This window comes from Spirosoma sp. KUDC1026 (genome assembly GCF_013375035.1).
Taxonomy (GTDB): domain Bacteria; phylum Bacteroidota; class Bacteroidia; order Cytophagales; family Spirosomataceae; genus Spirosoma.
This window is the reverse complement of record NZ_CP056032.1, coordinates 4,991,035-5,004,245: the sequence shown is the minus strand read 5'-3', so window position 1 is coordinate 5,004,245 and position 13,211 is coordinate 4,991,035. Positions and strand designations below refer to the sequence as shown.

The following is a 13,211-nucleotide window of genomic DNA, read 5'->3' as shown; positions in this document are numbered from 1 at the left end:
TGGCTTCTTTATCACCTTACCTTTTCTGCTATGCGTTTATAAACGCTTACATAAGCTGCGGCAGTTTTTCTCATATCGAATGAAGCCGCAAAATCTCGGCAGGCTCCCGGTGCCGAATCTCCAGCGACATCCAGTGGTTTTATGAGGTCCCGCCAGTCCTGTGAATCAATGGCTATGGATAGTTTTTCGTGGCGCAATTCCGGCGGTATGGCGGTGGTAAACCCAATAACGGGTAAACCACTGGCCAGCATCTCCAGCGTGCTCAGGCCGAAAGGTTCTTCCCAGGTAGCGGTTGCCAGATACGCCGAAGCGCCCGCTGCTAGTTTACTTAACTGCTGCTGCGTAGCATGGGAAATGTAGTCGATACGTTCGTTTAGCTGCGGCTGCACACGGTCACGGAAATAATGGTTGTCAAAAACAGGGCCGACAATCTTGAGTGGCCGTTCTAAATAATTGGCTAGCTGAATAGCGGCTTCAACGTTCTTTTCTTTGGCAATCCGCCCGCTCCAGAGTAAATACCCATCCGCCTTTCTTGCGTGTAAGGGCCACTGATCGAATACAATTCCATTTAGAATTACGTCCACATCATTGCCGAGGAATGACGTCCACTGTTCGCTCATTCGGGTTGAAATACCAACTGGTACGACAGGGGCATGCTTCAGGAAAAATTTGTACATCAAAACAAATTTTTCGGTTGGCGGCAGATGCAAGGTTAGTACGCCCGGCGTTTTGAGGAGTGCACCCACTGCGTAGATTTCGGGAATAAACGAATTGTAATGGATGACGTCGTACTGACTAACGTCGAACAGGCCATACTGTAGCGTCTGATAGTGCTGCTGTCCGAGCCATTCCGAAGTTGGTCGGTACGAATCATCTTTCATGCTGAGCGGACTCTCATGAAATTCAATCACCTGAAACAGATTCGTTTCGTCGGCATCTTTGGCGATCACATCGACGCTGTGACCCAGACGCACCAGTTCGTTGGCAAGCGCGACGATGAATGCTTCCGTACCGCCATTATAGGGCTCACGTAACGAGATGAACGGCCCAGCAACCAGGAGTAGCTTCATAGCACTTTCTCAAAATACGTTATGTAGCGCTCAGCCATCGTTGTCAACGAGAATTTTTCGGCGTGGCGCCTTACGTTGTCGCTCCCCAGTGGTATTGCCGCTGCGATGGCTTTAGCCAGCGATTTTACATTTTTTTGCTCGGCAACCACGCCACTTTCCGCATCTACCAATTCACGGAAAGCACCGCGGTCGAAGCCGGCTACGGGTACGCCCGACGACATGGCTTCCAGGGTAGTGAGGCCAAACGGCTCTTCCCAGCGGACGGCATTCACCATAGCGGCTGCGTCTGAAAGGTGCAGCCGTAGTTCAGCCTGGTTTAAATGACCAAGGTACGTATCAGTCTCCGTCATACGGGGCCTGATCTGTTCATCAAAATACGTCTTGTCATCGAGCGGTCCGGCAAATCGCAAGGGCATACTCAGCTCGTGGGCCGCGTCTAGTACGATGTCCAGTCCTTTCGCGTGCACGATTCGGCCAAACCAAAACAGATAGTCACGACTTTTGCGAACGAGCGGCCACGTATCCGGATCGACACCGTTGGGTATGATGATTGAATCATTCGTCAAATAGGGCTGCCACGTAGCTTCTAATGATGTTGACGGTAGCGCGAAATGAAGATTTTCAGAACCGGAGCAAATGGTAATCGCTGCTTTTAATTTGCTGGTGGGTGGCGTATGGATGGTCGTGACCACCGGCATCAGCGCCTTCGTACCCCACAGTATGGGTAATTCGTGCGTCGAGTTGTTATGTACGACATCAAAATCGTTTTGTTCAATATCTGCCAGTATCGAGAGGTATTCATCGGTCTCATAGAGTTCGAATAGCTTGTTTTCCCGATACGTATCGCCGTAAAATCCCTTTACGTTCAGGGCCGGGTCACTATCCGCATGGGCATACAACGTGATTTGGTGACCGAGACGGATGTACGCTGTACACAGGGCGTGGGTAAACGCTTCCAGGCCTCCTCGAAATGGTTCGGTTATCGGCAATCTTGTTTTGGCTACAACAGCAATTTTCATAGGCCAATGCTACTGTAGTCTTTGCGGGTGCTGAGCGGCTGTTTGTTCTGCATGATTGCTGGCAGGCATCGCTTTTCCACGAATACCATCTTGTCGCAATACGTCTCTGTATAGCTTCACATACTTCGACGTCATCGTTTGGCTAGTCATGGTCGATGCAAATGCGGCACAGGTATTCGAGCTAATCGCGTGACTCTTTTGAACCAGTTCGACTAAGTCCTGCCAATGGGGCGATGCCGTTGTTGCTACGCTTTCATGCGCCCAACCGGGTGGAACGGCCGTATCAAACCCTACGACAGGCACGCCACTTGCCAGCATCTCCAAAGCCGCCAACCCGAATGGCTCCTGCCAGGTTGCCGTTGCCAGGTAAGCAGACGCTTTCTTCGCTAAACGGCTCAGTTCACATTGCGTTACGTGCCCGACATACTCAATTTGATTGTTCAGATGCGGTTTAACTTTCTTCTCAAAATACTGCGGGTCAGCAATTCGGCCAGCTATCTTCAGCGGCAGCTGCATATGTTTGGCTACGCGAATGGCCGCTGCCACATTCTTTTCTTCATTGATTCGGGCTGACCACAACAAGTACTCACGGCTCCGCGAGCTGCTCGTAGGCCAACGATTTATGTCTATGCCGTTGTCTATGAGCGGTATATGTATGCCAAGCGCTTGGGTCCATTGCTGCCTGACCCGGTCCGATATCGCTACGAATGTTACATTGCTTCGCCGGGAAAGTTTTTTATACGCCACTATTCGTTTTTTGTCCGCCGGTGAATGAAGCGTCAGCAACGAAGGTTTCTGGGCATGCAACCCTGTCGTTAGCAGATGCGGGTAAAACATGTTGTAGTGGATGATATCGTACGAATCGACATTCAGCTTCTCGAACTGACGCTTTTCTTTCAGGCGTCTGAAAAAATTGGGTTTGTCGGAAGTAGATCCAGGAAATGGGTTTATAAGCGTGAATTCAGCGTCGGATTCTGTCTCGCCAGCCACGACATCTACTGTATGTCCCTGACTGACAAGTTGGTTGGCCAGGGAAACAATAAAGGCTTCTATACCACTGTTGTAAGGCTCTTTTAACGATATACAAGGACCTGACACAAGCAGAATATTCATAATAAAAACAGGATTGTAGCTCCACCTATTTGGTAAGGCTGATGTCAATGCGGTCTATACACTCTCGGAGTAAGCCGGTGAGACGGAACGTTCTTTTATTTCCAGCTCGCTGATCTGCCGGTCCAGTTTGCGGATGTTCAGCAGCAGCATACAGATCCAGGCGAGCGCGATCAGAGCCGCGAATAAATAGAACGTTATCTCCCAGCTAAAACGCTCTTTGACCGGGCCAATCAACGTAGCGCCAACCATTGAACCGACTGCCCCAATAGTCATATAAAACGTAAATTGACTGGCCGATACCAGCTTCGAGCAGCACTCCATCGCGACGGCATACACGCCGATCTTGGCAAAGGCGTTCAGCCAGCGGTAGGTAATGATAAACCCGTAGATGAACGTACTCTCTGTCCAGTAGGCTTTCAGCAGGGCCAGGGCGGTCGTAATGAAAATGATCAGCAGAAAATAACCACCAATCATGCGCTTCTTGCCAAACCGTTCGATGAGATAGCCTCCCAGCACCATGCCGCCAATACCCCCAATCAGGTCTGCCGTGGCGAAGGCTTTCGAATAGGAGATGTTCGTCCAGCCCGCTATTTTTACGGTGAAGAGAGGCAGCAGCGTTTCAAAATAGTTGTAGGCCCCCTGAGTGATGAACACCAGCGCGGCAACCAGCAGCGAATTTCGCAATCGAAACAAACTCCATAATGCCTTCAGAATGGTGGACCAGCTGGTAATCTGCATTTTCTGAGTGGCTGCCGAAGGGGTACCCGGTGTCCAGGGTAAGATTTTCTCTCCGGGCTCTTCCCGCAAAATAATCGGCACAACTGTTAGCAGACCAATTAGTAGCGCGAGGGCCATTGTCGCCACTTTGTAATCGTAATTAGCTAGCAGCCAACTCCAGCCAGCCAGCGAGAGGGAACTACCAATCATGCGGGCACCCCCCATAAACCCGTTCGCCCGAGCCTGCTCATCGCCCGGAACCACGTCAACCGCCAAGCCGTCCGTAGCCGCATCCTGAATGGCCCCGAAGGCCGAAACCAGGAACGCAGCCCCCATAAACAACTTCAGATTCGACAGCGGGTCGGGCACGAACGCCATAAACATCAAACTGGCCGTTAGCCCCAGCTGAGCCAAAAGAACCCAGGGTCGTTTTCGTCCCATCGGCAGGTACGTGTACCGGTCCATGAGGGGCGCAACCACAAATTTGAACGTCCAGGGCAGCGCACAAGCCGTTGCGAACGCCCCGATTTCGGTGGGTGTTTTATTCTGCATGGCCATCCAGGCCGGAATGCCGACGAAAAGCATGCCCATGTTGAGCCCCTCGGCGAAGTACAACGCGGTGAACGTAAAATAGCGCACAAATGCACGATCAGAAAGCGCAGGAAACGAATGGCTAAGCGTCATCGGAAGCGGGTTAGCGGTAGCATTTTGTTAGTGAGGTTTTTTTGTCATCCCGTTTTTCTGTCATCCCGACGCAGCCGGGCGGCCGGTGCCGAGGGATCTTCGGTGATTGCCGGAAAGGTTTCCTATTGCCGAAGATCCCTCGGCACCGGCCGCCCGGCTGCGTCGGGATGACAAAAAGTGCATTGACGAGGATCACCAATCCCCCTCCCTAAAACACCGACACTTTCGTGAATTGATCGGGGAGGGGGCTGGGTACGTTTGGATTGGTGTTGATTTCACCCTGCGGGTAGATAAACCGCTGCGGCTTCTGCGTACCCGTATACAAAGGAATGGGGAGCTGTACGACCGGCGTCGCTCTGGCTAGCCGACGGTAATCATTGAATGCTTCATACTGCATCAGCAGCAGGATGTAGCGCTGGCTGATGATCTCGTACAGCAGAGCCGTCTGAACCGTCGCTAGTCGGGTTGGATTCGCCAGTCCAGTCGCGCCGAAATTGTCCAGCGTGTACGCATCGTATTTCCGCCCCGTTGCCGGCAGAGTTTTGCCGTTGACGTAGCCCGTTGCCAGTCCCGCCCGAACCGCGTTGAGCGCGGCAAGGGCATCGTTCATAGCCCCCAGACGCGCCTGCGATTCAGCGATGATCAGCTGGTTTTCGTAATACGTCAGGATGGGGTGGGGCGCGTTGGCCGTGAACGCGCCGTCGACGGTGTTCGGGTCCAGGCTGCCGGTGGCCGTAATGCCCACCTTGATGTAGTGATTATAAAGCGCCGTTTCGTCAGTTTTTGTGTTGGCCGACTGGATGCGTGATTGCAGTAACTTCGGTAAGTACGCTCCGTCGAAACCCGTATCACCCGCCCGGTTGACCCGGAAAAAATCATAATTCTGGTTCAGGTCGATACCCAGGCTCGTGCCGTGCGGAATCAGGGCGTCGCCCGCCGTACTACTGATCCCCCGACTGGCGCTGGCAATGGCGTTGGCGTAGTCGCCGGTATGCAGATACAGCCTGGCTTTTAATGTGTTGGCCGCAGCTCTCCACTTCGTTACGTCGCCTTTGTAGATAAAATCCTGCGCCGAAAAAGCCAGTCCCGTCGGGGCCGATAGGTTCGTGATGGCGTTGTCCAGGGTGGTCTGGAGAGCCGCGTAAACGTCGACCTGTTTGTCGAACACGGGGGTGGGGAATGTTACATCATTGAAGGCCTGGCTGTAGGGAACGTCGCCGTAGAGAGCGGTCGCTTTGGCAATTGCCAGCGCTTCCAGCACCTGCCCGACACCCTTCGTCCACTTGTCGCCCACGGCATCCGCTTTCGTCTGAATCAGCCGGGCCTGACTGGCCACCGGGTACAACGGGCTCCAGGTAAAACTCTGCGATGAAACGATATACTGGGCAAAACCTTGGTGCGCCCGCGACAAACCGTTTAACTCTCCCGCCCACATCGAGGCAATACGAACGTCGGTGTCCTCGTGCAGAAACGATACCCCCAGCAGCGTACCCGCCAGCAACGTAGCTACGTCCACGTCCGTCACCGCGTTGGGGTTGCTCTGAATAGTCGGTTCTACGAACAGGCGCTGGCAACTGCTTAGTCCGTTAACCGCTAGAAACGCAATGATTATTTTATAGGAAAACCATTTTTTCATGATTCGTGGTTGGAAGAGGTAATTAGTAGTTGATGCGTACCGAAAAGAGGAGCGATTTCGTATTGGGATTGGTAAACCAGTCCTGCCCGCGCGATAGCCCCGCGCCCGTAATGTTCACCTCGGGATCGGTGCCCGTGTACTTAGTCCAGAGGATCAGGTTGCGGCCAGTCAGGCTGAAATCGACGTTGGAGAGATGGGTGACCCGACGGAAACCGGGGCTGCGCAGGCTATATGTAAGCGTGATTTCACGTAGCCGCGATACGCTCGCATCTTCGACAAACTGCTTGTACGATGCCGAGTTTGATGCCGATCCCCGGCCCTGCCACCAGGCCTGGTTGATCGCTACCGGACCCGCTCCAAAATCCCGGATTTGCCCCTGAAAGGCCGTTCCCGCCGGAATGACAATACCATTAGCATCTTTCAAACCGCCCGCCGGTGCTACGACGGTATACCCCTGATCGGCATGAACGCCGAAATTGTAAAGTGATCCCCGCGTACCGTTGAAGAAGTCGTTGCCCGCAACCCGGTCGAACAGGACGTACAGCGACAGCCCTTTGTAGCCAAATGTACTACCCAGGCCACCCCGCCATTTTGGGTTTGGATCGCCAATGATTTCGTTGCTGATACCCGCCTGCGGAAACCCATTCGCATCGAGAATGTAGCTGCCGGATTCATTTTTGCGGAAATCCGTCGAGTAAAAAATGCCGAATGGCTGGCCCGGAATCAGCGATGCGTTCTGCATGTAGCTGTCGGGCAGAATATACACCGATGCACCCGCCAACGACACGACCTTGTTGCGGTTCATGGAGTAATTGGCCGATACATTCCAGCTAAAGTCGCCCCGGCGCAACAGGTCAGCACTTACTTCCAGTTCCAGCCCTTTGTTCGACAGTTCGGCGGCATTGCTGTTGCGGATCGAGAAACCAGTTTCGTTGGGTACATTCAGCGACAGGATAACATCGCGGGTGTTGTTGCTATAGGCGGTCGCCGACAGGCTGATCCGGTTCCGGAGAAACCGCAGATCGACCCCGATTTCAGCTTCGGTTTTCCGTTCGGGTCGCAGAAAGTCATTGCCCGCCGTAGTGCTGCGGACGTAGCCACCGCCATAAAGCGCACTAGTCCCCGTCAGGCCCCTCGTAAACATATCCGCGTAATTAGCCGGACCGAAGGTCGTGAAATTCAGGTACGGCTGCGGCTGAATACCAACCTGCCCCCAGGTCAACCGCAGTTTTCCGAAGCTGAGCCACGAACTGCTTTCCAGCCCTTTCAGTTGCGTGAATTGCCAGGCTAATGCGGCCGAGGGGAAGAAGAAGCTGGCGTTGGTTTTAGCCCCGAACGTTGAGGCACTTTCGTTCCGCCCCGTCAGGGTCAGAAACAGTTGGTTATACGCCTGAAGCTCAGCCTGTGCGTAGTAGGCATAGGTGCGAATGAGCGAATTTGTATTCCCCGCTGTCAGGTTCGAGTTGAGCGCGTTGGTCAGAATGTCGGGAGCTGTCGGTACGATCAGATTGGTAATCGCACTCCACAGGGTAGCCCGTCGGCGGCTGTTGTAGTTAACCCCGAGCAGCAGCGACCCGCTGAAATTATTGCTGAACGTTCTGCTGGCATTGGCAAATACGTCGGTGTTGAACTGCTTCTCGGTGATCCAGTTTTTTGATAGATATCCGTTCAACTGCAGAGCCGAATTGCGGGCAAATCGTTCCAGCCGGTTGTCCGTAAAATTGTCGATCCCTGTACGACCCGTTACCGTCAGCCACGACACGGGCGTGATGTCCAGTTCGATGTTTCCGGTCAGACGGTCGACGTCGCTGGTATTGCGGTTGTTATTGATCGTCCAGATAGGGTTGGCGTAGATGGTACTCAAATCTTTACCTAGTGGGTTCCGGTACGATACGTGCGCATTGTTGAAGACCTGACCGGACGGATTTGTATACGTACCGGTGTAGTAGCTGTTGTCGAAATCGGGCGGGGTCCGTAGCGCGCCCAGCATGATGCCATCGACGTTATCGCCTTCCTGCACCCGCGACGAGTAAACTTTGGCGTATCCCACATTTGCTGACGCCCGAAACCAATCCGTAAATTGACTTGATACGTTCACGCGGGCGGTGTTACGCTGGTAATCGCTGTATGATTTGATAACACCTTTCTGGATCAGGTTGGCGTAACTGACCATGAAGCTGGTCCGGCTGTTGCCCCCGCTGAGGTTGAGGCTGTTGTCGGTGAAATGACCCGTCTGAAAGGCATCCGTGGTGTGATCGTAGGTATCCCGCGCATTTTTACCCCCATGCGGATTGGCCGCCGTTCCCGACGCGATGGCGTAGCGTTGCGTACCATCGGGAAACGTAATGAACCCCTGATAGCCAGTTGCTTTCGGGTCCGTGATGTACGTATCGGGGCCACCCGTCCGGTCGGCGATGAGATCGCCAAAGCTGTTTCGCTGTCCCTGCACGTACAGGCCGCCCGACCCCTGTCCGTAGGTGTTCTGCAACGGGGGCATCTTGTTCACCCGATCGACGGACACCGTCGACTTGAACGTAATGTTGATTTTACCCTTCGAATCGTTGCCTTTTTTCGTCGTAATGATGACCACCCCGTTAGCCGCCCGCGTTCCCCACAAAGCCGCTGCCGAAGCGCCTTTCAACACTTCCATCGTTTCAATGTCTTCGGGGTTGATATCGTTGATACGCGACTGCTGCACAATCCCGTTCCCGGCGGCCGTGCCCAGGTTATCCGTAGCGTTACTCACCGGAATCCCATCCACGATGAACAGCGGCTGAGCGTTGCCATTGATTGTATTTTGCCCACGGATCTGTATGTACGCTCCCGCGCCGGGGTCACCCCCGTTGCGCGTAATCAGCACGCCCGATGCCTTGCCACTTAGGCCCGTCAAGAGTCCGGTTTCGCCCGTTCGGGCAATAGCCGTTCCGTTAACGGTCGAAATAGACGAGGCAAACTTGTCTCGTTCGGTGCGGGTTCCGATGGCCGTGATAATAACTTCGTTGAGTAACCGGGATTCGTTTCGTAGCAGGACGTTGATTGTTGTACGCCCATTGATGGGCTCTTCGACGGTTTCCATGCCGATTGCCGAGAAAACCAGCGTATCTGCGGCAGGGGGCAGGGTTAGTATGTAGTTTCCGGTAGCGTTGGTGATGGTCCCGACTGAAGTGCCTTTGATCGTAACGTTGGCTCCGGGAAAACCATCCGGGTTTCCATCACTATTGACGGTACCCCGAATTTGTCGATTCTGCGCCCACACTGTTGCAGAATATAATGACAGTACGCATATACTCAGTAGTAATTGTTTACTCATGCTAGTTGGTTAAAAAGTAATGACTGGACCTGGACGCGGCTTGTCCGAGCGGAAATAAACAGAGCACATAGCCGAAACGAGGTGCTTCAGACTTCAATGAGAAGATGTGTAAGCTAAATGTTTAAGGAAATCTTGTCGGTAAAGGGTTACCACGAAAGAGAATTAATGCGGCAGGACTATCAGGGGGCCGCGGAGGGATTTATTGGAACGTTGATTTGGGCAAAAGTCATTGGGCAATACTTGTTGATTACTAGATATCAGAGCCGCGAGAAAGGCTAGTTATAGCCACTGTGTTAGTTATCAGCCATCGGAAAATTTTCTGCTGTATTCAGTTCAACTACCAGAATCGTGAACTCTTGATTGTCTTACCTGCTCGCTTCATCTGGGCACCAATACCGTCACGGTTCTGCTAGGTCGGAACATGACAACGTAACTTTGCCTGTATGATCAAGCCGATGAGTACCGGTTGTGGGCGAGTCGATCCAGAGTGAGGTGATGAAAAAATAAAATCAGCAAACAAAGCAACCCGGCAGATGCCGGTTACACTACAATTATTCCCTAGTTTAACCAGCGCTGATGCAAATGGTATATAATCAGTTTGTAGGCGCTGGCGGTCGCCGGTTTAGTGATAAAATCGTTGGCCTGCAGTGACGCTGCCTTTGCTTTATCCTCGGCCAGATCCGATGTCGTCAGAATAATGACAGGTACGTTAGCTGCGCTGTGTTGCTGGCGGACCAACGCGAGCGTTTCCAGCCCACTCAAAATGGGCATGTTTAAATCGAGCAAAATAAGTGTTGGCAGAATCCCCTCCTCTAATAGCCGAAGTAACTGATGACCACTTTCCACTACTATTAGTTCATTGTCAGCAGCGTGGAGCTTAAATGCCTGACTTACGATAAATCGATCATCTTCGTCATCGTCTACCAAAAGAATAACTCGCTTGCTACGCTCTTGCATTTGTTGTGTTGAAGCCAAGTTTAGAGAAGACTTTCTTGACAAATATAGTACAAAATAAACATAGTCTTTATTTGTACAATACGCGTTATGTAAACCAATATTAAATAAAGGTAATAAAAAGTTAATTTTTATTGAATTAAAGCTAATTAGAGGGCAGTTTTACCAGCTTTTGGAAAATGCTGTGACAATAACCTTAGCGACAATACGCTAACAGCTACAAACAAAAAACGGCAGTAGCTTACGCCACTGCCGTTCCCATAAAATCTATTCTACTTACACCAACTCACCCATTCCGAACACCGTCAAGCCCTTGGCAAATTGTTCGGCTACAGCCTGGTTGGCGGCTTCAATGTATTGGCCGGTGATGGGATCGACCACGGTGCGTAAGGGCCGGGTGCCTTTCGGCGTGCCAATCAGTTTTACGATGGCATCGGCAACATCCTGCGGGTTTGGGTTTTTAGTCTGCATCTCTCCGCCCAATGCAGCCAGCATTTTGTTGGGTAGATCGGCAATGGCGCCGTACCCCTCCACTACGCCCTGATCAGAGGCAGGGTTATTCTTTTGCTGCATTTCGGTCGGGAAAGCACCCGGCTCCACAAGGGCCACGTCAATGCCTAAACGCTTTACCTCGTAATGCAGGCCCTCGCTTATGCCTTCCAGCGCAAATTTAGAGGCCGCATAAATGGTAGCAAACGGGAACGATACCCGCCCAAAGCCACTGGTCACGTTAATGATTAGTCCGTCGGCCTGTTTGCGCATGACGGGGAGCACCTGCTTGATCAGTCGCCAGGGGGCATACACGTTAATATCAAACGTGGTGTGCACATCGGCGGTGGTAAAGCTCTCGGCCACGCCGGTCATGCTGTAACCGGCGTTGTTCACCAGCACATCAATAGCGCCTTCTTTGGCCAAAATGGTGTCAACGGCCTGCTTCACGCTCTCCTCATCGGTCAGGGTAACGTCCAAAACAGTCACGTTCGCTACGGCCGCAAGCGCTTTTGCTTTATCGGCATTACGGCCCCCGGTATCGCGCATCGTGGCATATACCTGATGCCCTAGGGCGGCCACGCTGTGGGCGGTAAGCCAGCCAAAACCACTGTTTGTTCCGGTTATCAAAACGATCTTTTTGCTCATCTTTATTGCTTATAAATGAATAAGCAAAGGTTGAAAACGGCAATAAGAAACCATTTATCATTTGGTAAAAAGCGCCGTCAACGAATAGTACGGCGGATACGGCTCAGTGATTGTTGAGTGATGCCCAGGTAGGAGGCTACGTACGAAAGTGGGATGCGGTTGATCAGGCCGGGGAACGTCTCGATAAAGGAAAGATAACGCGTGGTGGCATCTTCTGAAACCAGCGGACTGCGACGTTCCATGGCCAGCGTAAGGCACTTTTTTACCATGTTGGCCTTCATCATGTCCCAGCCCACAATGGTGTTGGATATCTGGTCCCAATTCTTTTTGTTGAAAACCAGCACCTTGCAGTCGGTCACGGCCTGCACATATTCGGAGGCCACAAGCTCCGATTCAAACTTTTGATTATCAACGACAAAGTTGCCTTCGTCCACAAAATAATTGGTGATTTCTTGGCCCCTGTTGTTATAGTAGCAAAAGCGGAATACGCCTTCCAAGACGAACGCCACATACCGGGGCACCTTCCCGGCTTCTGACAGGTAATCGTCTTTTTTTAATTCGAGCAGTTCAACCTTGCTCAACAAAAACTCGATCTGCTGTTTGTTCAGGTTACCAACTTGCAGGATATGATTAATAAGTGCTTCCATCATTTAAAGGTAGTACACCTGACAGGGTATCCATTTATCATATGGTAAAAAATGAGCCGAAGCTGGCATTAGTTTGATGCCTTGTGAAAAGCCCGAACTATAGATACTCCCTCGTCCCGGTTGGGAGCATTTATTCCTCAACAAGACTAATTATTAACGGGGCAAACCTTCCACGGCCTGCTTACCATGAAACGATTGGAAGTGGCCTGGCAGTGGGTTGCGGGTATATTACGTCCTTCTTTCTAACACTCCCTTAAAGGAGCATATATATGAAAGATTCATCGTTTTAAGCGGAAGCGATATAGAAGACTACTTTATAAGTAGTTGATTGGGTGCTTTTGGAGGCCAAACGTTTCTTAAATTTTGTCCAGTATAAAGTAGTAAAGAGGGGAGAACAATCAGTCCCGCATGAACTACGCTTTGGGCTGCTTTATCTACCTGAGCCCACTGGGGCTTAGTTAAGTCAGAGACTTTTCGCGGGCCAGCCGTTGGTGCCTGGCAATGGACGCGATTTTATCTTCCTGAAGTTCTTTCAGCAAGTCAGGATCGACGGCAGTTGGGCAATGGTTGGCTCCCCACAAAATTAATTCCACGATAATAGGTATCGTATCCACCCCTTTTTCGGTCAGCCGGTAGGTGAACTTCGATTTTTTATCCGAGGCTACTGTCTTACCCAGCAGGCCATGCGACTCCAGCATCGCCAGGCGGTCGGCCAGCACATTGGTGGCAATTTTTTCTCCCGACTGCAGGAACTGCCCGTACGTGGATTTGCCTGCGAACACTATATCCCGCAAAATGAGCAGGCTCCACTTGTCCCCTAACACGTCAAGCGCCGTACTGATAGGGCAAGTAGAACGCTGTTTTAAGTTTTTCATAAGAAAGAGGTTGTATTTAACTTGCAATTTGCAAGTATTTTAAATTACC

General features: G+C 51.8%; 10 protein-coding genes. All 10 read right to left on the bottom strand.

Annotation, left to right across the window (positions count from 1 at the left end; translation table 11 throughout):
* Positions 1 to 11: 11 nt before the first annotated feature.
* Positions 12 to 1,070 carry a glycosyltransferase gene (locus HU175_RS20945; RefSeq protein ID WP_176568425.1) on the bottom strand — a complete coding sequence of 353 codons (1,059 nt, stop codon included), beginning with the start codon at positions 1,068 to 1,070 and terminating at the stop codon, positions 12 to 14.
* The gene (locus tag HU175_RS20940) at positions 1,067 to 2,089 is read right to left on the bottom strand and encodes a glycosyltransferase (RefSeq protein ID WP_176568424.1); all 1,023 of its coding nucleotides are present in this window, start codon (positions 2,087 to 2,089) and stop codon (positions 1,067 to 1,069) included. Before HU175_RS20940 ends, HU175_RS20945 begins: the two co-directional genes overlap by 4 nt.
* Positions 2,090 to 2,098: 9 nt before the next feature.
* A complete protein-coding gene (locus HU175_RS20935) occupies positions 2,099 to 3,202 on the bottom strand; it encodes a glycosyltransferase (protein WP_176568423.1) in 1,104 nt (367 codons plus the stop codon).
* 54 nt (positions 3,203 to 3,256) lie between these two features.
* Positions 3,257 to 4,603 carry an MFS transporter gene (locus HU175_RS20930; protein ID WP_176568422.1) on the bottom strand — a complete coding sequence of 449 codons (1,347 nt, stop codon included), beginning with the start codon at positions 4,601 to 4,603 and terminating at the stop codon, positions 3,257 to 3,259.
* A gap of 208 nt (positions 4,604 to 4,811) precedes the next feature.
* Positions 4,812 to 6,239, bottom strand: a complete 1,428-nt coding sequence (locus HU175_RS20925) for a SusD/RagB family nutrient-binding outer membrane lipoprotein (RefSeq protein ID WP_176568421.1) — start codon at positions 6,237 to 6,239, stop codon at positions 4,812 to 4,814.
* Between the two features lie 22 nt (positions 6,240 to 6,261).
* Positions 6,262 to 9,549 carry a SusC/RagA family TonB-linked outer membrane protein gene (locus HU175_RS20920; RefSeq protein ID WP_176568420.1) on the bottom strand — a complete coding sequence of 1,096 codons (3,288 nt, stop codon included), beginning with the start codon at positions 9,547 to 9,549 and terminating at the stop codon, positions 6,262 to 6,264.
* 558 nt (positions 9,550 to 10,107) lie between these two features.
* Positions 10,108 to 10,506, bottom strand: coding sequence for a response regulator (locus tag HU175_RS20915; protein ID WP_176568419.1), 399 nt, complete (start codon positions 10,504 to 10,506; stop codon positions 10,108 to 10,110).
* A gap of 273 nt (positions 10,507 to 10,779) precedes the next feature.
* A complete protein-coding gene (locus HU175_RS20910) occupies positions 10,780 to 11,640 on the bottom strand; it encodes an SDR family oxidoreductase (RefSeq protein WP_176568418.1) in 861 nt (286 codons plus the stop codon).
* A 77-nt stretch (positions 11,641 to 11,717) separates the two neighbouring features.
* Positions 11,718 to 12,290, bottom strand: coding sequence for a Crp/Fnr family transcriptional regulator (locus HU175_RS20905; RefSeq protein WP_317167761.1), 573 nt, complete (start codon positions 12,288 to 12,290; stop codon positions 11,718 to 11,720).
* 455 nt (positions 12,291 to 12,745) lie between these two features.
* Positions 12,746 to 13,162, bottom strand: a complete 417-nt coding sequence (locus HU175_RS20900) for a winged helix-turn-helix transcriptional regulator (RefSeq protein WP_176568417.1) — start codon at positions 13,160 to 13,162, stop codon at positions 12,746 to 12,748.
* Positions 13,163 to 13,211 lie beyond the last annotated feature (49 nt).